The sequence below is a fragment of the Pseudomonas shirazica genome, from assembly GCF_015168335.1.
Lineage (GTDB): Bacteria > Pseudomonadota > Gammaproteobacteria > Pseudomonadales > Pseudomonadaceae > Aquipseudomonas > Aquipseudomonas asiatica.
Map to the genome: position 1 here is coordinate 3,136,911 of NZ_CP063456.1, position 19,580 is coordinate 3,156,490.

Here is a 19,580-nt window from a genome sequence, read left to right on the forward strand (position 1 = left end):
AGCCGCTTCGAACACCTGGTTCATCGCTGTGCTGAAATCCCAGCCATTGGCCCTCATCAGCCCCTCTACTCGCTGCCGCACATCTGGCGACAGCTGATCAAGCTGTACGGTCATTTAGGCCTCCAAAGGGCCTTCAGCCCGCGATATCTTCTTGCTGCTTGTCCTGCATCAGCTCCTCGATAACGCCGTTGGCTACGGCCCATTCGATGATTTCGTACAGATAGGTGGCGTGCTGCATGCGGGTCTTGCTCGCAGCCTTGCGGAGGATCCGGTCGAGCACGGGCTCGAAACGGACCTTCACCGGGATGGCGCGCTTCTGATTCGGGTCTTGGTACATGCTTGGTTGGCTCCTTGCGGCTATGAAATGGGTTAAGCGGCGGATTTAGCTGTTTGCCGAACGCACAGTTCGCGAGCAGTGATCACGCCGGATGTGAGTTCTTCTGCCTTGAACGCCTTCTCGGCGCTCATGAAATGGATCCCGGCCACCCAGTACGAAACCGCAGCCTGGGATACGCCGAGAGCCAATGCTGTTTTGGTCTGGCCGCCGAAGAATTCGACGAGCCTTTCGATGGGGGTCATACGAGATCCCTCCTGATAAGCCTGCTTATATCGTATGAATAAGGAGCCTTATTTGCAACCCCATAAGGCAACTTATAAATTGCTGTGCATGACGACACTCGCCCAACGCATGAAAATCGCCCGCTCGCACGCCAAGCTCACCCAGAAGCAACTGGCTGAAAAAGCAGGCGTAGAGCAGCCAGCCATATCGCAGCTGGAAACAGGAAAGAGCCTTAAAAGCGCTCACATAGCGGCTATCGCAAAGGCCTGTGGGGTTAGCGCTATTTGGCTCGATAAAGGCATTGGCGAAATGACTGACGATGCTTCTGGCTTCGACGCTAACGTTGAGCCAGCATCGGGGCCTTTCAGGTATTACGAGTACCCAGAAATAAGCTGGGTCCAGGCTGGGATGCCCGTGGAAGCTGTAGAAATTTCAAACGTGGCCTCTTGCGAGGTTCACCCTTCAGACGCCTGGGCTGGGCCAAACGGGTTCTGGCTCAAGGTAAAAGGCCCCTCGATGACCTCGCCAAGCGGCATGTCGTTCCCCGAGGGTATGGTGATCCTGGTGGCACCTGGTTTCGACGTTGAAAGCAGCCAATTTGTGGTGGCCAAGATGACCGACACCAATGAGGCCACCTTCAAGCAGTTCATCTGGGATTCTGGCCGGGCCTTCCTTAAGCCGCTCAACCCTTCGTTCCCGACCGTCGAGATGGATGGCGAGTGGGTGCTTGTGGGGCGAGTGGTCGATGCCAAGTGGCCGCGATCAGCTCTGTGAGGTTTGTCATGCCCCTAACCAAGCCCAACCAAGAACTCCGCCGCGACCTTCAAGGCCTGGCCTCTGACCTGAAGTGGTCAGCGGTCGAGCTGATGCGCATTGCGGTACGCCTGAGCGAGGCCGGAAACGAGCACGACGCCCAGGCAGTGATCAGGATCTGCCAGGTGATGCAGGCTGGGGAGGACAAGCTATCAAGGTACGGGGAGGAGGTGAACGCTGGTAGCATTGCGCGAAAGCAATTGCCCTAGAGGCCTTCGGGGCCGTTAGTTTCCCTCATTATCCCGATAGCCTCCGATCGGTCGAACCAGTGGCGCCTTTGGCTGCCTAACCTATAGTCACCATACGCGCCACAAAATCGTTAGCTTCGGTTTCGTGGCGCGGATTTCAGTTGACTTATACGGCGACGTATCCATAATCGCCATCCAGTGTTGTCTGTGGATAACCTGTGCACCAGTATTGTCGGAGGTTTTGCATCATGTCTAACAACCCGTTCGTTCTCCGTTGCTACGCAGAGAAGAAGGATGGTTATTGGATTGCTGCCTGCCCGCAATTTACCCTGGCCGCTCAAGGTGAAACCTTTGAAGAGGCCAAGGAAAAACTCGAAGGACAGATCAAGTCCTACGTGGTGGAGGCTCTCACTGTCGACAAGGAGCATGCAGCTGAGCTGCTTGGTCGGCGCGCCCCACTATCCATGCGGTTGGGTTATAGCATTAAGGCTTTCTTCTGGTCTCTGGCTCAGCGCCGAAGCGCCAAGCAGAAGGTTCGATTCTTCAACGAGCCAACGCTTCAGTACGTTTGCTAAGGATTGTGAATGGGCTTTGGGCGCCATCGTCCCCTTACCTATAGAGAAGTCATCGGCGTCCTTAAGAAACTAGGATTCCGCTTCCGAAACCAGGAAGGAAGCCACGAGCAGTGGGTGAAGGACGGAAACCCTTTTCGAAAGGTAACCGTGGACAAGCCCAAGGCCCCATTCCATGGGGATCTCATTAAGTACATGAGCCTACAGGCAGGCGTGAGCAAAAAAGAGTTCTACAAGCTTGTTGATTAGTTGAAGCCCGCCTCGGCGGGCTTTTTCATGCCTTCACGCTTTTTTCACGCCCTACTCTGCACAGTGAAGGCTCATCCGATTTCCCTACGTTAGCCCGCGCTTCCCAGCGGGCTTTTTTACGCCTGCGTGATGGCTCAGGGCCAGAGTGGTAGGATACGAGCTTAACCAACACAGGCCTGTTTCACGATGAAAAAAGTATGGATGCCTTTGGCGCTGTCTCTTGCCCTGTCCGCATGCGCCATTCCTCAGCAGCAAGCCGTACCACGAGTCCCATTCCCAGTAGCCGAGTACGATGCACTTCCCAAAACCGGGACCGGATCGCTGACCGGGCAAGTCTTCATGCGCACCGTAGGCGGCGACGTTAAATTTGGCGCCGGCAGTGATGTCCATCTGCAGCCCGTTACCTCCTACTCACAGCAGTGGTATGACACAAATTACCTAGGCGGCCAGCCTCTAGCGCCGGCCGACCCGCGGGCATCTCAAGGGCTGCTAACCACGCAGGCTGATGGCAACGGAAACTTCAGTTTCTCTAACGTGCCGCCTGGGAAATACTTCCTTAGCTCGACCGTAAGCTGGCAAGCTCCATCCCAGTATGGTTTGCTTCCGCAAGGCGGCGTGGTTGCCAAGATCATTACAATATCGAATGGCTCGCAAGCCCGAGAAATGCTTACGAAGTAGCCTCTCAAAAAGCAGAAGCCCGCCATCGAAGCGGGCTTTTTGCTGCCTGGTTTATAGAGAGGCAGGATCTATACCGATCAGCCGGAGAGACTCGGCAAGCGATGGGTCTATCACTGTCTCTCCGGTGGTTGATGCGGCCTGGTTGATGCCTACAGTCCGGTACTTCAAGTTTTGCCCAGACAGCATTTGCTTCAGGATCTTCCTGGCCTTCTCACCACCGGTAACCGTATACGGGCTCATCATCTGGGTGATGTTGAGCATTGCCTGGTCCTGTGTCTGCTTGACTAGCGCCGCCTGCTCGGGAGGTAGATTAAGAGCATATTGAGGCGCGGCAGGCATCATGCTGACAGGTGTCTCTTGGGGCGTAATGGTCCATGCCTCGTTCTGATCGATCCGCAGTTGGACGGTGCCAACCGGGATTTTGAAGCGACCGCCAGACATCAAGCCGACATAGATCTCATCGCCCTCCTTCCGAACCACCGGATAGAAGTGAAGCGACCTGGTCACGATTGAACCCGAGGCCGGGAACTCGCTCGTGGTCACCATCATCGTGGTTTTATCCGTGAACTCGTCAGTGGTTCCAGTTGCCTGCCACGTTGGTCCAGCTGCGCATCCACCCAGCGCAACAGCTGCCGCCAATACCGCGATGATCCCTTTCATTCCCATCTCCACGTTTTTGGTTGGCGCATTGTAGCAAAGCGCCACTGCTGCCAACCGGTCGCACGGTGCGGTTTTGTGGGCGCGATAAAAAATATAAGCATGCTTATTGACAGTAAAAATAAGCGGACTTATATTTCCCCTCAAGCAGTCACTCACCAGGGACTGCAGAGGCCCTCAAGCCTCACCGCTCTTTCACATTGATGGGAACCTCGCGGATCGATCCCGGCAACGGCACAGCGCGAGCAATAAATTCGATCCCCATGCCAGCTCTGGAACTGGCCAGCTCAAAGCCATGCGGCGCGCTCCCTCACTGAAAGCGTCAAGCGGGCCAAGGGTTGAGCTGCAAACGCTCCCTGCCGGGATGCCCTTAGAACGGGCGTCGGTACCTGGCACAGCGCGAGCAGCGATTAACCAAGAGGAGGAACCTGCCCATGAAGTAGATAGACCAGCCGGAACGCGGACCGGCAACCCACGACGGACTGCCCCACCCAACGGGCCACAGAGCTGCAGTCGGCAGTCGTGTAGCGAACACCTTACCCAACGACCACCCCGCCGAGGCCGATCGACGCGAGGTGATAGGGAAGCTCAAGGCCAACCGAACTGAGAGCAGGGCCGTCGGCGGCTGAGCTCGAACGACCACCACTGACGCAATACCCCGGCCTGTCGCCAGTAGCGAGGCCGGGATTTCACCAGGTGCCATTCAGCGAGTGGTATCCGGGAAATCAACCGCCCAGGAGGGCAACGCGATGTCACAGACATTTGAACAAGGCTGGGCAGCGCGGCCCTTCGCGCAGCAGTTCCCAGAAATGAACGCCGACGAGGCCAAGCGCCTCGACCACATCAACACGTCGATCACCACGCTGTATCTGGCGGGCCTGCTTACTGACAAGCAGGCGAACGAGATCCGCACCAAAAAATTCCCCAAGGTCGTCACCAAGGCGGTCTTGGGCAAGCGCTGAGCGATTTCACTGGCTGGCCTTGGCGACAGGGCCAGACGGGAAATCAAACGCCCAGGAGGGCAGCATGTACGCAACTGACGATGAGATGAAGATCCGTAAATTCGGGCGCGTGACCATCACCAAGGAAGGCATCAGCGTTGAAGGCTTCGACGTGAAGGGCGCCATGTGCCGCGACATGGCCGTTGTAGCGGCGGCCTGGGCGATCGGTGAGTTGCAGCGCGAGATGCTGAAGACCATCCAGAAGCCCGGCGGCGGAAAAATCAGCGTCGATTAATCAACCACCCTGAGAGAAATACGCGGCCAGCCTTTAGCCCAAGCTAGACAGGGGTTCAACGAGGGGCAGCCGGCATCACATACGCATGACCACAGCTGCCCAAATCAAACTTAAACTCAGCGCATCACGCGCTCAACCTAGCAGCTGATCAATCGCATTGCGCAGACGTTCAGCCGAAGACGAGTTCTCCAGCGAGATTTTTTCTCGGATGTTCCGAAGAGAGCGGCGGGCGCTCTCGTCTTTCTCGAGGAGTTGACGAGCTTGATACGAGCCGGCCATTGCTGCCAGAGCCATAGCTCGATTCATGCTGTTGTTCTTCTCACGAGTATTGTTCTGCTCGTAGTAATCCATGAGCCGTGATTCTGGAGCGCTTCTGACCTTGTCCCACATCGACAATGTGTTCTTGATCATCGAATCGTTCATTGCCTTGCCTGCCGCTTTTCCGAGGCCGGCAACAATATCGAGAAATCCCATGTTTCAGAATCCTTTGAGTGATTGGCAGTTAGTAGGTCGGCCTTAATGTTAAAAACTTGAGGCTTAACCACTGATTCCAGGAAACACAAAGCTATCCGATGCCCTCACCCACTCACCAGGCTGCATCGGGGTGTGATCTGAAAGCGCAGGCAAGCGCACAACTGGAAGTGGTCAGCCCGTCTGACGTATGTCGGGGTAGCACCAGCGGCGACCAGGTAATGCTGAGTCGAAAAAATGACCCCGGCACCGAGCCGGCCAGATCACACCCCGATGCTGCTTGCATCGATTTAAAGCTCATCACTGTAAGCCTTACGCAAGTTAAGGATCACCGCAGTAAACATTAATCGACGAACACGCAGGCGAATCCGGGGCCTACCCGGCCAGACCAGATGCATGTGAGGTAGCGCTCACCGCCTGCACCCTTCCCTTCACTTCGACCGCATTGGCAGGCGCCAGGCCACCTTTCACGGTGGGTTTGGTCACCTTCGCCTGAGGAGCAACTCAAGCTCAGAGGTTTTCCATGAGCCACCCACTTGTCTTTGGCGTTGGCGTGAACGACGCCGATTACGTGGTATCCCCGTCTCGAAGCGAAAACGGGAAGATCACCTTCAAGTACATATGCCCTATCTACGCCCGGTGGATAGCAATTCTCAGGCGCTGCTACCACGCGCCGAGCAGGCCTAGCAGGCCGAGTTACGAAGGCTGCACTGTCGCCAATGAGTGGCATCGGTTCAGCTCATTCAAGAGCTGGATGGAAAGCCAAGACTGGCAGGGCAAGGATGTAGATAAAGACCTGTTGGTTAAAGGGAACAAGGTTTACGGCCCTGATACCTGTTGCCTGATAAGTCGGTCAATCAATTGCTTGGTAAGGGAAATCGCCAAGAACGCCAAGAACGAGCACGGCCTTCCGCCTGGGGTCGATTTCGATCCGAAGCTCCAGAAATACCGCTCACGGGCTCACTGCGTAATCACCGGGAAAAGAAACCATCTCGGGTATTTCGTAACGCCAGCCGAAGCGCATTTGGTCTGGCTCGGATTCAAGCGCGATCAGGCCGAGATCCTGGCGCAAGAACAAGCAGACCAGCGAGTAGCTAACGCTTTGAGGGGGCTCTATGCGAGCGATCAGCCCCTCCCTTCCCCACCCACCGAGTAACCCACCACCTGGAGGCGATCATGGCCGTCACAGTCGAGACTGCTGCCGTCTTCCGTGGCGGCGGTCGTCGCTGGTTCACGCTGCGCGCTGCTTGTGCTGCTGAGGCACGGGCGATGCTCAAGAAGCACTGCGATTGCGACTACTGCGAAGACGACATTGGCCGCTATGAACTGCCATGCCGGCTTCACCACCCCGACCGATACCCGCGAATCATGAAGCGCCTGACGCAAGGCCTCATGCGGCGCTATCGAGCATCCCAACCGTAACTGGAGGCGACCATGGGCGCACTTCGAGCAGCACAATGGCAGTACGACAACCAGTTGCCGCCGGCGGTGAGCGAGAGCGCGGCTGAGGAAGCTGAGGCGCGCTGGATCGACGACGGCATTGCCGAGCTGATGGCGCGCCGCGACTTCGTGTTCCAGAGCAACCTCCGCCAGCGTGGCGTCACCTATGAGCGCTTCGCCCAGGCTGTTGATGAGTTCGTGATGGGCCAGCTTGGGCTGTCTGGCATCAGCAATTCGGTGCTTGGCCGGCTGGTCCTGGCCGCGCGCTGCAAGGTCACCAGCGATGCCGCGGCAGCAGCCGACGAGATCTTGAGCGTGGCCAAGCCTGAGTCGGCGCTGGAAGAGATCGCCCGCCAGCTGCTCACGCCCTTCGCCAAGGAAGCAGTGGCGGCCCAGGCCGAGGGCGCGGAATGAATCCTCACAGCGTGGCGGTTCGCGCCATCGAGGCCGCAATCGAGACGATGCTTCTGCCGGGCTCTGGCCCGGTGGAGGATGCGAAGGCCGAGACGATGGTCGTCGCCTACTTCTCCATCCTCGTCATCGACGCCGAGGAGTTCAAACACTACTGCGAGCGCATTCGGCGTATTGCCGTTCGGCGCAAGGAGGCTGCATGACTACGCCGATCTTCCTGTCGATCATCGACGACCAGGTGGCCGAGGCTGCCCAGGCCGTGCCAGACGATCGAATCCTGCTGGTGTTCAAGGGCCTGACCATGGAGGACGCCATGAACCAGGCGCGCCTGGCTCACATCGAGAACCCGGCGGCCTGGTCTGGCCGGGCTTACCTCTGCGGTATGTGCACGCTGGCCTATGAGGTGCGGACATGAGGGATATCGAGCGCACCACCGAAATCGGCTGGCAGGCTGAAAGCGCTGAGCGGCGGGCCAAGAACCGCCAAGGCAGCGCCGAGATCCTCGCCGAGCGTGGCGTCCAGTTCGAAACCAAGAACATGGGCGCGCACCTGATCGTTTCGCATGAAGGCAAGGTCGCCGACTTCTGGCCTGGCACCGGCAAGTACATCCCGCGCGGCGGCGGCAGACCGGGTCGCGGCGTTTTCAATCTGTTGAAGCTGCTGGGCGTCAAGCCATGACTACCCGCCAGCAAGCACGTCGCTGGGCATTCTGGCGCGGCAGCTTCACCACCCTACTCATCTGCACCGCCTGGATGCTTGCGAGCGCCTGGGCCGGCTCTATCACCTCCTGAGGAAATCGAATGAGCAGCATCACTTTCCGAGCGCACGACGTTCAACTTCAAGCTTATTGCGGCGACACGATGCTGGTGACGGTTGAGGCGGATTTGACAGCCGTTGTCGAGGACATCCCAGTTTCAGATCGCCTGCACGATGTTGAGCCGTCTGACATCGTAGAAACCGCCGGCCCAATCAATCTGCTCAATGCCATGGGCGAACAGCATTTCTCTGCATGGGTTGAAGCCAATGGCGATTTCTACGAAGCCCTGAATGCCATCGGCATCGAGCGAATTCAGGAATGGATCAGCGACTACACCAGCGGCGAATGACCCCCTGACCCGAATCACGTAGCCGAGCACGGCGGCCCTTCGGGATAACCGTACCCCTTCGGGAGCGTAAGCGGCGAGAGCGCGCAACCATCCACCGCAGCCAGGGCCTGGAGCGTACCTCCGTGCCTGGGTGACCTGGCATTCCCTATTCCAACTGACGGCGCCGGCCTGGCGCGAGGTTTTCCTATGCAACCTGGCTACTACCGCGACCTCAGCAATGAGGCCTATCACGGCGGCGAAGGCGTGTCCAAATCGCAGCTTGACCTAATCGCCAAGGCTCCAGCCTTGTTCCAGTGGAGCAAGGCGGCGCCGGAAGATCCAGAAAAAAAGAAGGCGCTGGACCTTGGCGATGCAGTGCACGCCTTGCTGCTTGAGCCGGATCGGTACGCCGCTGAGTACGCAGTCGGCCCAGCCGATGCACCACGCAACACCAAGGCCGGCAAAGAGAAGTGGGAAGAGTTCGAGTCAACGCTCACTGGCCAGATCGTTCTGTCGGCAGAGGACGGCAGGAAGATCGCCCTGATTCGCGAAAGCGTCATGGCTCACCCGCATGCCCGGTTCCTGCTCGAAACACAGGGTGACGCCGAGGCCAGCATCTACTGGAACGATGAACGCGAAGGTGTGCTGTGCCGCTGCAGGCCGGATAAGACCATCGAGCGCCTTGGCTGGATTCTGGACCTCAAGACCACGGCTGACATGAGCAAGTTCGCCCGGTCATTCTACGACTACCGCTATCACGTTCAGGACAGCTTCTACAGCGACGGGTACGCAGCGCACTTTGGTGAGGCGCCTGCCGCATTCGTGTTCCTGGTCGTGAGCACCAGCATCGAATGCGGCAAATACCCGGTTCGCCTATTCACCATGGACTTCGAGGCCAAGGCCGCAGGCCGAACCGAATATCACCGCAACATCGAAGTCTACGCCGACTGCCTTCGACACAACGAGTGGCCGGCCATAGAAACCCTCACGCTGCCCTACTGGGCGAAGGACAAGCTATGACAGAGGTAAACCCATTCGCCCCACGTGGCATGGCGGAGCACGTCAACCACGGCACGGTGAACATCGAACAGAGCCGGGCCGTCACCGAAGCCCAGGGCAAGCTCCTGCTGGCCAAGCGATTCCCGCGTGATGAAGCCCTGGCCTACAGCAAGATCATGAACTCGTGCAGCCGGCCAAGCCTGGCAGCTTCCGGCGAGTACGCCTACCCGCGGGGCGGACAAACCGTATCTGGCCCTTCTATCCGCCTTGCCGAAGAGCTGGCCAGGTGCTGGGGCAACATCGAGTACGGCATCCGCGAGCTGAGCCGCCAGCAAGGCAACAGTGAGATGGAGGCCTATGCCTGGGACCTGGAGACGAACACTTACTCGTCGCAGAAATTCACTGTTCGCCACATCCGTGACAAGCGCGGCGGCGGCCAGGCCCTGACTGAAGAGCGCGACATCTACGAGATCACCGCGAACATGGGCGGTCGCCGCCTACGTGCACGACTGCTGGCTATCCTGCCGCCCGATCTGGTCGAAGCAGCCGTCTTCCAGTGCCGGAAGACGCTGGCTGGCGACACCAGTTTGCCACTTGCTGACCGTGTCCGCGCCCTGGTCGACGCATTCGCCCAGCAAGGCGTTACCGAGAAACATCTGCGCGCCTACCTCAACAAGAGCCTGGACGAGATCCTGCCCGAGGAAATCGCCTCTCTGCGCGGCGTGTTCAACAGCATCAAGAATGGTCAGGCTGCTGTTGGCGACTTCTTCTCGATCAAACCGGCCGAAAGCCAAACCGCAGACCTCAACGCCGCCCTCACCGAGGCGCAAAGGAGTGAAGGGTGAACCCATCAATCGACCTGGAGGCCGCAAAAGCGGCCTTCTTCGCGTCTGGCGGCCAGCTGGTTGTGCTGGAGGGTTTCACCTACCGGCCGCTTCCCCAGCGCAAGCACCCTGAGCCCGCACCTAAAAAGCGCCGAGGGCCGCCCCCAGTGCAGCACGGTACCCGTCAGGAAAAGGCTCAGGCCCGCGCCGACATGGTGGCGAAGATGGCCGAGACCATGACCTGCCGAGAAGCGGCCCAGGAACTCAAAGTATCCCAGTCCTCGCTATGGGATATGGCCAAGCGCCACGGCTTCGCGTTTGTCTCGGGCAACCGCGGCAAACACATCGAAAAGCCAGACGTCGAGGCCCGTGACGCCAAGCTGGCCGATCGAATCCGGGCACTCAGGGATGCAGGCCTATCGCGCAATAGCGCAACTCTGAAGCTCGAGATCGGCCACACGACGATGAGTCGGATCATCAAGAAGTTCGGCATCGACTTCCCGCTCAAAAAGCGCAGGAGGTAGCGATGCGACCGCGAAAGCACAAGAAGGTCTTCCCGCTCCCCTACTACCAGGGCCGGACCGCCCGGGCCGCGGGCCGGTGCCGCGCATCCCAGCCCTACCCCGAAATGACCGTAGACAGCGCCTGGTGGCTGGGAGGCTGGCACGATTGCGACATGGAGCTATCTGATGAACCGAAGAATTACCCGATCGCTGCAGCTGCACAGGCGGCGTGAGCAGTTCAACCTACCGCCCAGCGGTTTGCGCGAAGGAACCAGCGATGCGAATCGACCTTCCAGGCCAACTAGACCTGACTATCCAGGTAGCCCATCAATCGCCGCCGACTCCCACCGGTAGCAAAGAGCAACTGGCCGAGCAGATAGCCAAGGCCCTGATCAAGTACGAAGCTCGGCCATCATCAGCGCTTTGGATTGAGATCCAGGCCTGCGCAAAAGCCATCCTGAAGTAACCACCTATTGCCACCATGCCGCCACCAGAAAGGAGGGCGGCGCATGCATGGAGAAAGCCATGAGCAACTACAACTGCGACTACGTCCGCCGCCATTACGACGTGCCGGCCGAGATCGGGCGCCGCGTGATCGCCAATGGCGAGCCAGGCGTGATCATGGCCGACCGCGGCCACTACATCGGCGTGATCCTCGACGAAGACCCGAAGAAGCGCATCCGCAACTACCACCCCACGTGGGAAATGCAGTACGGCGAGATGGCCGAGAAGCTGCCGCTGAAGAGCTACCAGGTGCTCGTCGCTGGCTGGGACTGGTGGGACATAACCAATCGAACAATCGTCCATGTGTTCGCCAGCACGCCGTCGCAGGCCAAGTACAAGGCCTACGAGCGGTGCGAATACCACGACATCGAATGCATGTTCGGCTTCAAGGTTCGTCGGGCCTGACCCTCCGGCGCTGCCCGCCAGCGCCTATTGATTAGGAGTCAATCGATGAAGCAGAAGTCGCCAATTAAATTCCACAAACCTATTGGGTTGAGATAGTCCATCTGACAAGTATCGAAGAATTTTTCTTCTATTAAAGTCTCTCGCACCCAGCTGTGATGAGGGGAAAATGTTGCAAACAGAAGGAAAACCGAGAGCTCAGAATCTGAAAGATTAGAAGAAATGGTGCCAAAGGCAAACTGCTTCAAAGACTTTGGAACATTCGCATCAACAACAAAAGCAATCATATTAGCTACAGAATGGCAATATCCGTCAAACTTATTACCACCATTTTGATACCAAGAAATGTACTTATCAAGGTACTGCGGGCCCTCAGAATTATTTAGATCCCAGCCGTGTATGAAGTCAAGCATTGCAACATGAAACGCTTCCTCTCCAACATGCTTTTTCCCGTAGCCGTACGTAGCCAAATTCGCTTGAGTACGATTCAAGGCAATGAGCTGAAAAAATGCACTACTGAACTGCTGCTTTGCATTGTGTTTATTTTGCTTTTTTAAAGCTTTAGCAGATGCTTTCAGCTCTTTAGTAGAGCGTTTCAGCTCCTTAACCTGAAGAACAATTGTATGTAGAAGTGCCAACAAACCAATAATCGAGAACAGTGGATTGAGAATACCACCTAAAAAATCCCCAAACTGCCCCCAAGTCTCTTGCGAGTCCGATGGATTCAGCCCGAACTTAACGACGAAAGCTGAAAGCAAAAGGCAGGCAATGGTTATTGCGGTTGCGACCAAAGCTAACAGCCATTGAGGAAGTCCCTTGATTTTTCGCACGTCCGCCATCCATTTTGAAATGAGCGGATTCTATGGAGGAACAATGGTATCTGCAATCGACCTGTTCGCCGGCCTCGGCGGATGGAGCACAGGCGCGCGCGCCGCAGGCGTCCAGGTCCTCTGGGCGGCAAACCACTGGCCTGAGGCCGTGAAGTGGCACAGCGCCAACCACCCCAACACACAGCACGTTTGCCAGGACCTGCACCAGGCACGCTGGGAGCAGGTGCCGTCGCACGACATCCTGCTCGCCTCACCCTGCTGCCAAGGGCACGCAAAGGCCCGCGGCAAGAAGTCGGGTAACCCTGAGCATGATGCTTCGCGCTCAACGGCATGGGCGCCGGTATCGGCCCTTGAGTTTCACCGGCCACAGGCGGCGGTGGTAGAGAACGTGCCCGAGTTCACCGACTGGGTTCTCTACCCGGCCTGGCTGGAAGCAGTGCAGGCGCTGGGGTATCAGGCTGCCCCGCACATCGTGGACTGCGCCGACCTTGGCGTGCCGCAGCACCGGGTGCGCCTGTTCATGGTCCTGACGCGCAGCAAGGCCCCGCTGATGCTGCAGTTACCGCAAGAGCGGCATGTGCCGGCAAGCAGCTTCCTCGACTTCGACGCCGGCCGCTGGTCACAGATCGAGAAACCAGGCCGGGCCCAGGCCACGCTCGACCGGGTGCGCAACGGCCGACAGCGCTTCGGCGATCGCTTCATCATGCCCTACTACGGCAAAGGCTCCGGCACCACCGGCCGAGACATCAACCGGCCGATCGGCACCATCACTACCCTGGACCGCTGGGCCTTGGTCGACGGCGACCGCATGCGGATGCTGAGCGCCAGCGAGGCCTTGGCCGCGATGTCGTTCCCGGCTGACACCCTGCGGCCGGACAACCACAGGCTGACCATGCACATGGCCGGCAATGCGGTACCGCCACTGGCAGGCCAGCGAGTAATTGAAGCCCTTTTGAAAGCCGCATAGGCCGGAGCTACCCATGCCCACAGAAAACCGATCCAGCAACACCGACCCACGCGATGTTTTCATCAGGCTCAACCCGCTCGGCCTGGGAGAGGCGGAACTGCGCAAGGACAGCACCGGATTCGAAGACCAGCGCACCCACAGCGACTACCTGCTGTTCCTGGCGGGCTACCGCGAAACGCATGCAGAGCCGCAGCCCCACCCCGAGCCTATAGCCTGGATGGTTGGTACTGCCTTCTGGTGGACCAAAGAAGAGGCAGAGAGGGATGCGGCGGAGACTGGGCTGCCGATTGTCGGCCTGGGGGCGATGACCGGCGCAGCGCCTGCCGAGCAGCACCAGGGCGAGCCGGTAGCATGGATGGACCCGCGCTCACCTCAAATGCACGCGACGATCTCGAATGAGGTCAAGCAGCACAACGTCAAGTTCGGCGGCGCCCCTGCCTCGGCAATCAACGGCTACACCGTCCCCCTCTACACCCACGCCGACCCTGGCGATCTTGAGCGATGCGAAGCGAGACTGCATGAGGTTGCGAGCCTATGCGCCAGCGTCGAGCAAGAGCGCGACGCCCTGCGCGCCCAGCTGGCGGAGTGCGAAGCCATGGCCGCGATGATTGCCGAGCGCGAATGGGCGGAACACGCCGGCACCGGCCCGGTGTCCAGCAAGGTCGAAGCCGCATTCACCCAGTTGCACGACGATCTGCATGAGGTCGGGGAAAAGCTGGCCGAGCGGGATGCGCTGCTGCGCGAACTGGCGGACGCGCCGCCAGCCGCTATGGAGTTCAGGTTGCAGCAGAGGGTGAAAGCGGCCCTATCCGCCAGTGCAGAGCCGAGCGCGCCGGGGGTTCTGCCGCGAGCGCATGACGTCAACATGTTCCAGCGCACCGCACAGCCAGGAGCGAAGTCGTGAAAACGCACTTCGCACCATTCACTGACCTGGAAGATATCGAACAGGCCCCATGCGGTACCTGGCTGGGCGAATCCCCTGAGTTGTCAGGCGACTGGTCTAAAGTCGATTGCCTGCTCTGCCAGAAACGCAAGAACAGGATCATCGCAGCCGCAGCAGACGAAGAGCGCTTCATCGTTGAGCAGATGGGCGACATGGCAGCATTCATGCGCGCCCAGGCCTAGGCCTCGCAAGAGTACATCTGTACCCCCGCTGTAACCCCTCTCCCCTCTATTCACTGCCGCGATATGGCGGCCAAGGAACGACCGTGCCTCTAGAAAAAACTGCTCTCGACCCCATCGATCTGGACGCCCTACATGCCGCAGCCAAGGCCGCTACCGAGGATGTGATCCGCTCCCACGGCTGGAAGGGAATGGTCGAAGACGCCGACCTGCTGGGAACCGATGAGCGTTATCTGGTCCTGGCTGACCCAGCCGTGGTTCTGGCCATGATCCAAGAGGTGCGCAACTTGCGCCAGATTCTGCAGCAGCCCCGTGTGCCGGACGGCTTCGCTTTGGTGCCGCAAAGCATGTTGCTCAGCAAGGATGTCATCGGCGTCATCAATTTCCACTGCGGCGACACCGACCAGGAAGAAGGTGGCCAGTTCGGGCAGTACACCGATGGCCGGCTGTGGGTCGGCTACGTGCTGGACGACGATGGGAACAAAGTCCACGGGCTACACATCGCGACCGATGAATACCCGGAGGAAGGAAGCACGACGCTGATTGAGTTCACGGCGCCTGGCATTCAGCAGCAATCCAAGGAATGTGGCGCCTGCGGTGGTTGTACCAACGGCTGCCAACTCGACAAGGACAGCCCGGCGGTGCAGCCATGACCCGCCTAGCCCTCTGCCTCCTGCTGCTGGCCACCGGCGCCAGCGCAACCGAGAACATCATCGACGTACAGCACGACAGCCAGCGCGGCGTCACCTGCTACCTGCTCAATGGGGTCGGGATCAGCTGCATCCCCGACAGCCAGCTGCAGGCCGGCAACGAGCGCCAGCTCTCCCCGCACGAAACCCAACCCGAACCTACACCCGCTCTGGCGCCTGGGCGCTGGATTGATGAGAGGTATCAACTGTGAAAATTGGAAGGCTCTTTATCGGACTGAAGTGGTGCTACGGCGCGAAAGACCAAGCTGTGATCTTGAGCTGGGAGCTGAAGTGCGGCTACTGGCGGTGGGCGATCTGGTGGCGTAAGCCAAAGAAAGCGCTGTGCCTTCCGGCCTTCGGGCCATCCATGGCGGCAGGTACCAAGTACTTCGTTGGCCATGGCCACTTTGGCGCCTGGGCGCGGCTTCCGCTGGTCGGCTCGTTGTCCATCTCAACCCAACCGCCCTACCCGGCGCAGGTGCAGCCATGACCGACCTGATCGAAGTGAGGGTATCCAACCTGGTCGGCGAGTCCTTGGGCTGGGCAGTAGGAAAGGCCGAAGGGCTGGACGTGTACTTGGAGCCGCCCGGATACAACGGCGTGCCCTGGCGGGTGTTCGCACGGTTCCAGGGCGAGGCCATCGCGCACACCAAGCGCTACAACCCGTGGGAAGACTGGACGCTGGGCGGGCCGATGATTGAGAAGCACATGGTCAGCCTGCATTGCCCCCAGAGCACCGACGATGTCTGGGCTGGCTGGGTCATCACCGACAAGGGCGAGTTTTGCCAAGCCGGTGACAGCGCCCCGATCGCCGCGTGCCGCGCCATCGTCTCCGCCAAGCTCGGCGATACCGTCCAGGTGCCGAAGGAACTGTGCCAATGACCAACTACCAGTTCTGCCTGATCCTGTCGCTACTGTTCTTCATCGCGGCCAATGGCGTCGGCTCGAATGGCCCGGAGGCTCTTGGCTACCTACTGGGTATTGCCTGCGCCTTTGCAGCGCTCGTCTGGTGCATCTTGGAGCGAAAATCATGATCCTGCCCCTGATGTACATGGCCTACCTGATCTACAAAGGACCGAGACCATGAAAGCACGCATGACCTACTGGAACGGCTCCTGGTGGTGCCGCCGTATGGGCTGCACCGGCCAGGGCGCCACCATGAAGGAAGCCTGGGACGACATGTGGAACCTCTACTTCGAGGCTGTCCGCCCAGCTCGTCCGCAGACGCTCCACTCGCCGCGCGTCCGCTGCGGCTGATTCCAGCCTAACCCCTCCCCCAACTACTCAAACCCGCCAGCCAGGCGGAACCATATTGTCGAAGCCGACGAAATGGTCACACCCAACTACTACTCAAGCCCGCCGACATGCGCGGGCGAGGATTCCCTATGTCCGCAACTCAGCAATTTCATCAAACCGCCAATGACTGCCTGGAGCGCATCGCGGCCGACCTCTGGCCAGAAGCCAAGCTCGCCCTGGTCATCTACACCCCGAACAAGCCAGACCTCGACATTGTGCTCAAGGATAGCGGCCTGAACGTTGACGAGGTCGTCAGCACTCTGCGCCGACGCGGTGGCCTGGGTCTGGATGGCGAGAACATCTACAAGCGGCTGCTCTGTGACGCCATTATCGGCGCCATGGCGTTCGGCAAGCAGAACAGCAACCCGCCGCCGGAAGGCCATTGGGGCAAAGAGTTCTGGGATATCGGCCGCGCCGAGGGCAAGCAGCGCGATGAGCTTGTGGCCGCTCTTGAGCACCTGGTTGCCGTGACCACGCCTGATGCCAATGGACAAATCGGTGCCGAGGAAGAACACCTGGCATCCCTCGAGCATGCCCGCGAAATGATCAGGCTGCACCGCGGCTGACCACCAACCTGCCGCCACCGGCGGCGTGGAGAAATCAATGCTCGAACACATCAAGGTGGTGCGGATCAAGCGCTTCGCCAGGAACACTGCTGGCCGCGATTTCGCGGTCGGTGACATCCATGGCCACTTCGCCCGACTCCAAGCCGCCCTGGACGCCGCCGGCTTCGATCCGGCAACTGACCGGCTCTTCAGCGTTGGCGATCTGGTCGACCGCGGGCCAGAGTGCCGCGACGTGCTCGGCTGGCTGGCCAAGCCCTGGTTCCACCCAGTGCGCGGCAACCACGATGACTACGTCTGCCGGTTCGATACCTGCGACGTGGACAACTGGGTCTACAACGGCGGCGCCTGGTTTGCCGGCCTGGCCTGGGATGAGCAGCGCGAGTTCGCTGCCCAGTTCCGCGAATTGCCGATCGCCATCGAGGTGGAAACGCCCGGCGGCCTGGTCGGGGTCGTGCACGCCGACTGCCCATTCCCGTCTTGGGATCATCTGCGGGCCGCACTGGAAGCGCCCGAGACCGCCAAGCAGCTCCGGCTGACGCAGAACACCTGCATGTGGTCGCGCAGCCGCATTGAGCTTGGCGAGACCGAAGGAGTGCACGGCCTGCGGGCGCTGGTGGTCGGACACACCCCGCTACACAAGCCGGCGGCGCTCGGCAACGTCATCCACATCGACACTATGGGCTGGCGGCCGCAGGACGGCGGGTACTTCACTCTGCTCGACCTGGTCAGCCTTGAGACCATTCCGCCCACACCGGCGAAGCTCAGCTGGGACTGAGCCAGGAGACCATCCATGAACCTGATCGACTGCTACGTCACGAAGATCCTCGGCGAGCCGTACCGAAAGTTCGGCGCCTGGTGGGTTGATGTCGAGTACAACAGCTGGGGCAGCACCAGCAAAACCCAGCTCATGTTCCGAACCGAGGAAGCCGCCCGGGCGGCGAAGGTCGGATACCACTTCACGGCCTGATTTGCCGAAGGAGAACCACATGGCAAACGCCAGCGCGGCACCGGCCGCTCGCATTCAGCCGCGCATCATCCGCGCTGGCGATGCACCCCACTACCTCGGCATGTGCCGATCAGAATTCAACAAGACCGTCAGGCCGCATGTGAGCGAGTTCCCCATCGGTGAGCGCGGCATCGGCTTTGACCGGGAAGAACTGGACGCCTGGGTGAACGACTACATCCAGGCCATGGCAATTGCGAAAGAAGGCGCTCAGGGACGACAATCACCCGGCAGCGAGCGCCCATCAGGAGATAAGGGATGGCGCGAAAGACAATCACAGGCCTTTCCCAAAGGAACGGCATCTGGCACATCGACAAGAGGATCAACGGCGAGAGACTTTACGAAAGCACTGGAACTTGTGACCGGGCGGAAGCGGAAAAGTACCTGATCCACCGACTCGAGCAGATCCGCCAGCGCAAAGTGTATGGTGTTCGGCAGGTTCGGACGTTCCGGGAGGCGGCTACCAGGTACCTGCTCGAGCACAAGGATCAGCCGTCAATCAAGCTGACTGCCCTGTGCTTCCAGCAACTTGATCCATACCTGGGCGACCTGCCGCTGACGCACATCGACGACCAGGCGCTGGCCCCGTTCATTCGGGACCGGCAGACGGACGAAGATTTGCCGAATGGGAAAGTGAGGAAGGCGGTCAGCAACCGGACGGTGAACATCGCGATCGAGCGGGTGATTCGCGTTCTGTCGCTGGCTTGCCGGAAATGGCGGGATGAAGAGCGCAGGCCCTGGCTCGACAGCATTCCGCTGCTTGCCAAGCTGGAGGAAAAGAGAGCAAGTCGAAAGCCCTACCCGATGTCATGGGACGAGCAGTCGATTCTCTTTGGGGAGTTGCCGGAGCACCTGCATAAGATGGCCCTGTTCAAGGTGAACACGGGCTGCCGCGAGCAGGAGGTCTGCAAACTGAGGTGGGACTGGGAGATCTCGGTGCCCGAACTGGGTACCAGTGTGTTCCTGATACCTGCCGATTTCGGCGGCCGGCACGAGAACTCAGGCGTGAAGAACCGAGACGAGCGCCTGGTGGTGCTGAACAGCGTGGCAAAGTCGATCATCGACGGTCAGCGCGGGATTAGCCGGGAATGGGTGTTTCCCTACAACGGCACCGGGATGCACAGGATGAACGACTCGGCCTGGAAGAAAGCGAGGGTGCGCGCGGCAAAGCTCTGGCAGGAGCAACACTTGCGGCCGGCGCACCCTGGGTTCGCTTCGATCAGGGTTCACGACTTGAAGCACACTTTCGGCAGGCGCCTGAAAGCAGCTGGTGTAACAGAGGAAGATCGGAAGTCGCTTCTTGGCCACAAGAACGGCAGCGTGACCAGCCACTATTCTGGCGCGGAGCTTGGACAGTTGATAGAGGCGGCAAACAAAGTTTCAGCGACGGACTCGCGTGGGCCGGTGCTGACGATTTTGAAGAGGAGGCAGGCGTAAAAACCTGAGAAGTCACGCAAAAGTCACGCACATGAAAAAGGCCACTCCTTTCGGAAATGGCCTAAGTCATTGAAGTATA

General features: G+C 59.4%; 37 protein-coding genes. 32 read left to right on the forward strand and 5 right to left on the reverse strand.

From position 1 onward, the window contains the following. Positions 1-133: 133 nt before the first annotated feature. Together IMX18_RS14380 and IMX18_RS14385 are read right to left on the reverse strand one after the other, a co-directional pair. Complete coding sequence (locus IMX18_RS14380; protein ID WP_027907145.1) at positions 134-337, reverse strand: hypothetical protein; 204 nt, start codon at positions 335-337, stop codon at positions 134-136. Between the two features lie 32 nt (positions 338-369). Continuing rightward, a complete protein-coding gene (locus tag IMX18_RS14385; protein ID WP_061302598.1) occupies positions 370-579 on the reverse strand; it encodes a transcriptional regulator in 210 nt (69 codons plus the stop codon). 88 nt (positions 580-667) lie between these two features. On the opposite strand from IMX18_RS14385, the gene IMX18_RS14390 reads away from it, so the two are divergent. The 5 genes from IMX18_RS14390 (at position 668) to IMX18_RS14405 (ending at position 3,059) form a co-directional block, all read left to right on the forward strand. Then, positions 668-1,333, forward strand: a complete 666-nt coding sequence (locus tag IMX18_RS14390; protein WP_061302606.1) for a LexA family protein — start codon at positions 668-670, stop codon at positions 1,331-1,333. Between the two features lie 8 nt (positions 1,334-1,341). Continuing rightward, the gene (locus tag IMX18_RS28080) at positions 1,342-1,581 is read left to right on the forward strand and encodes a hypothetical protein (protein ID WP_225903898.1); all 240 of its coding nucleotides are present in this window, start codon (positions 1,342-1,344) and stop codon (positions 1,579-1,581) included. Between the two features lie 227 nt (positions 1,582-1,808). After that, complete coding sequence (locus IMX18_RS14395) at positions 1,809-2,135, forward strand: type II toxin-antitoxin system HicB family antitoxin (protein WP_061302600.1); 327 nt, start codon at positions 1,809-1,811, stop codon at positions 2,133-2,135. A gap of 9 nt (positions 2,136-2,144) precedes the next feature. After that, positions 2,145-2,381, forward strand: a complete 237-nt coding sequence (locus IMX18_RS28510; RefSeq protein WP_061302602.1) for a type II toxin-antitoxin system HicA family toxin — start codon at positions 2,145-2,147, stop codon at positions 2,379-2,381. Positions 2,382-2,567: 186 nt separating this feature from the next. Continuing rightward, a complete protein-coding gene (locus IMX18_RS14405; RefSeq protein ID WP_059395562.1) occupies positions 2,568-3,059 on the forward strand; it encodes a hypothetical protein in 492 nt (163 codons plus the stop codon). Between the two features lie 51 nt (positions 3,060-3,110). On the opposite strand, the gene IMX18_RS14410 is transcribed toward IMX18_RS14405, so the two are convergent. Then, complete coding sequence (locus tag IMX18_RS14410; protein WP_064590645.1) at positions 3,111-3,719, reverse strand: hypothetical protein; 609 nt, start codon at positions 3,717-3,719, stop codon at positions 3,111-3,113. Positions 3,720-4,465: 746 nt separating this feature from the next. On the opposite strand from IMX18_RS14410, the gene IMX18_RS14415 reads away from it, so the two are divergent. Together IMX18_RS14415 and IMX18_RS14420 are read left to right on the forward strand one after the other, a co-directional pair. Then, complete coding sequence (locus tag IMX18_RS14415; protein ID WP_061302610.1) at positions 4,466-4,678, forward strand: hypothetical protein; 213 nt, start codon at positions 4,466-4,468, stop codon at positions 4,676-4,678. 64 nt (positions 4,679-4,742) lie between these two features. Then, positions 4,743-4,952, forward strand: coding sequence for a hypothetical protein (locus IMX18_RS14420; RefSeq protein WP_061302611.1), 210 nt, complete (start codon positions 4,743-4,745; stop codon positions 4,950-4,952). A 132-nt stretch (positions 4,953-5,084) separates the two neighbouring features. Here the strand turns inward: IMX18_RS14420 and IMX18_RS14425 are convergent, their stop codons facing one another. Next, a complete protein-coding gene (locus tag IMX18_RS14425) occupies positions 5,085-5,426 on the reverse strand; it encodes a hypothetical protein (RefSeq protein ID WP_060498333.1) in 342 nt (113 codons plus the stop codon). Positions 5,427-6,177: 751 nt separating this feature from the next. Here IMX18_RS14425 and IMX18_RS14430 point away from each other — a divergent pair. The 12 genes from IMX18_RS14430 to IMX18_RS14485 all read left to right on the forward strand — a co-directional run bounded on the left by IMX18_RS14430 (position 6,178) and on the right by IMX18_RS14485 (position 11,594). Further along, entirely contained in the window at positions 6,178-6,579 is a 402-nt protein-coding gene (locus IMX18_RS14430) for a hypothetical protein (RefSeq protein WP_150124374.1), read from the forward strand. Between the two features lie 20 nt (positions 6,580-6,599). Continuing rightward, positions 6,600-6,845, forward strand: a complete 246-nt coding sequence (locus tag IMX18_RS14435; RefSeq protein ID WP_061302615.1) for a hypothetical protein — start codon at positions 6,600-6,602, stop codon at positions 6,843-6,845. A 12-nt stretch (positions 6,846-6,857) separates the two neighbouring features. Beyond that, positions 6,858-7,277 carry a hypothetical protein gene (locus IMX18_RS14440; protein ID WP_217190630.1) on the forward strand — a complete coding sequence of 140 codons (420 nt, stop codon included), beginning with the start codon at positions 6,858-6,860 and terminating at the stop codon, positions 7,275-7,277. Further along, a complete protein-coding gene (locus IMX18_RS14445) occupies positions 7,274-7,477 on the forward strand; it encodes a hypothetical protein (RefSeq protein WP_060489037.1) in 204 nt (67 codons plus the stop codon). The genes IMX18_RS14440 and IMX18_RS14445 overlap by 4 nt, the downstream gene beginning before the upstream one ends. Next, a complete protein-coding gene (locus tag IMX18_RS14450; protein ID WP_217190627.1) occupies positions 7,474-7,689 on the forward strand; it encodes a hypothetical protein in 216 nt (71 codons plus the stop codon). Before IMX18_RS14445 ends, IMX18_RS14450 begins: the two co-directional genes overlap by 4 nt. Further along, positions 7,686-7,952: a hypothetical protein gene (locus IMX18_RS14455; RefSeq protein WP_196143455.1), complete on the forward strand. Its 267-nt coding sequence runs from the start codon at positions 7,686-7,688 to the stop codon at positions 7,950-7,952. The genes IMX18_RS14450 and IMX18_RS14455 overlap by 4 nt, the downstream gene beginning before the upstream one ends. Before the next feature lie 122 nt (positions 7,953-8,074). Beyond that, positions 8,075-8,380, forward strand: coding sequence for a hypothetical protein (locus IMX18_RS14460; RefSeq protein WP_217190625.1), 306 nt, complete (start codon positions 8,075-8,077; stop codon positions 8,378-8,380). Positions 8,381-8,566: 186 nt separating this feature from the next. Next, positions 8,567-9,379, forward strand: coding sequence for a PD-(D/E)XK nuclease-like domain-containing protein (locus IMX18_RS14465; protein WP_217190623.1), 813 nt, complete (start codon positions 8,567-8,569; stop codon positions 9,377-9,379). Continuing rightward, the gene (locus IMX18_RS14470; protein WP_060489032.1) at positions 9,376-10,203 is read left to right on the forward strand and encodes a hypothetical protein; all 828 of its coding nucleotides are present in this window, start codon (positions 9,376-9,378) and stop codon (positions 10,201-10,203) included. Before IMX18_RS14465 ends, IMX18_RS14470 begins: the two co-directional genes overlap by 4 nt. Continuing rightward, positions 10,200-10,706, forward strand: a complete 507-nt coding sequence (locus IMX18_RS14475) for a hypothetical protein (RefSeq protein ID WP_100413186.1) — start codon at positions 10,200-10,202, stop codon at positions 10,704-10,706. The genes IMX18_RS14470 and IMX18_RS14475 overlap by 4 nt, the downstream gene beginning before the upstream one ends. 256 nt (positions 10,707-10,962) lie before the next feature. Further along, positions 10,963-11,151, forward strand: a complete 189-nt coding sequence (locus IMX18_RS14480; protein WP_060489025.1) for a hypothetical protein — start codon at positions 10,963-10,965, stop codon at positions 11,149-11,151. Positions 11,152-11,210: 59 nt separating this feature from the next. Beyond that, positions 11,211-11,594, forward strand: coding sequence for a hypothetical protein (locus IMX18_RS14485; protein WP_217190621.1), 384 nt, complete (start codon positions 11,211-11,213; stop codon positions 11,592-11,594). 38 nt (positions 11,595-11,632) lie between these two features. Here the strand turns inward: IMX18_RS14485 and IMX18_RS14490 are convergent, their stop codons facing one another. Continuing rightward, positions 11,633-12,421, reverse strand: a complete 789-nt coding sequence (locus tag IMX18_RS14490) for a hypothetical protein (RefSeq protein ID WP_217190619.1) — start codon at positions 12,419-12,421, stop codon at positions 11,633-11,635. A 43-nt stretch (positions 12,422-12,464) separates the two neighbouring features. Between IMX18_RS14490 and IMX18_RS14495 the strand changes: the two genes are divergently transcribed. The 13 genes from IMX18_RS14495 (at position 12,465) to IMX18_RS14550 (ending at position 19,501) form a co-directional block, all read left to right on the forward strand. After that, positions 12,465-13,388 (forward strand): DNA cytosine methyltransferase, encoded by a 924-nt coding sequence (locus IMX18_RS14495; protein WP_217190618.1) that lies wholly within the window; start codon positions 12,465-12,467, stop codon positions 13,386-13,388. 13 nt (positions 13,389-13,401) lie between these two features. Then, positions 13,402-14,292, forward strand: coding sequence for a hypothetical protein (locus IMX18_RS14500; RefSeq protein ID WP_217190710.1), 891 nt, complete (start codon positions 13,402-13,404; stop codon positions 14,290-14,292). Then, positions 14,289-14,513 (forward strand): hypothetical protein, encoded by a 225-nt coding sequence (locus IMX18_RS14505; RefSeq protein ID WP_217190616.1) that lies wholly within the window; start codon positions 14,289-14,291, stop codon positions 14,511-14,513. The genes IMX18_RS14500 and IMX18_RS14505 overlap by 4 nt, the downstream gene beginning before the upstream one ends. An 83-nt stretch (positions 14,514-14,596) precedes the next feature. Then, complete coding sequence (locus IMX18_RS14510) at positions 14,597-15,163, forward strand: hypothetical protein (RefSeq protein WP_217190614.1); 567 nt, start codon at positions 14,597-14,599, stop codon at positions 15,161-15,163. Next, positions 15,160-15,411 (forward strand): hypothetical protein, encoded by a 252-nt coding sequence (locus IMX18_RS14515; protein ID WP_217190612.1) that lies wholly within the window; start codon positions 15,160-15,162, stop codon positions 15,409-15,411. The genes IMX18_RS14510 and IMX18_RS14515 overlap by 4 nt, the downstream gene beginning before the upstream one ends. Before the next feature lie 274 nt (positions 15,412-15,685). Then, positions 15,686-16,081, forward strand: coding sequence for a DUF2591 domain-containing protein (locus IMX18_RS14520; protein ID WP_217190611.1), 396 nt, complete (start codon positions 15,686-15,688; stop codon positions 16,079-16,081). After that, positions 16,078-16,233 carry a hypothetical protein gene (locus IMX18_RS14525; protein WP_217190610.1) on the forward strand — a complete coding sequence of 52 codons (156 nt, stop codon included), beginning with the start codon at positions 16,078-16,080 and terminating at the stop codon, positions 16,231-16,233. Before IMX18_RS14520 ends, IMX18_RS14525 begins: the two co-directional genes overlap by 4 nt. Before the next feature lie 49 nt (positions 16,234-16,282). After that, positions 16,283-16,456 (forward strand): hypothetical protein, encoded by a 174-nt coding sequence (locus IMX18_RS14530; RefSeq protein ID WP_217190609.1) that lies wholly within the window; start codon positions 16,283-16,285, stop codon positions 16,454-16,456. A gap of 128 nt (positions 16,457-16,584) precedes the next feature. Then, positions 16,585-17,061: a hypothetical protein gene (locus IMX18_RS14535; protein ID WP_217190608.1), complete on the forward strand. Its 477-nt coding sequence runs from the start codon at positions 16,585-16,587 to the stop codon at positions 17,059-17,061. A 37-nt stretch (positions 17,062-17,098) separates the two neighbouring features. Further along, positions 17,099-17,836: a metallophosphoesterase gene (locus IMX18_RS14540; protein WP_217190607.1), complete on the forward strand. Its 738-nt coding sequence runs from the start codon at positions 17,099-17,101 to the stop codon at positions 17,834-17,836. 15 nt (positions 17,837-17,851) lie between these two features. Beyond that, a complete protein-coding gene (locus IMX18_RS14545; protein ID WP_217190604.1) occupies positions 17,852-18,028 on the forward strand; it encodes a hypothetical protein in 177 nt (58 codons plus the stop codon). 19 nt (positions 18,029-18,047) lie between these two features. After that, complete coding sequence (locus IMX18_RS28085; RefSeq protein WP_225903899.1) at positions 18,048-18,452, forward strand: helix-turn-helix transcriptional regulator; 405 nt, start codon at positions 18,048-18,050, stop codon at positions 18,450-18,452. Next, entirely contained in the window at positions 18,338-19,501 is a 1,164-nt protein-coding gene (locus tag IMX18_RS14550; protein ID WP_225903943.1) for a tyrosine-type recombinase/integrase, read from the forward strand. The genes IMX18_RS28085 and IMX18_RS14550 overlap by 115 nt, the downstream gene beginning before the upstream one ends. The last annotated feature ends 79 nt before the right edge of the window (positions 19,502-19,580 follow it).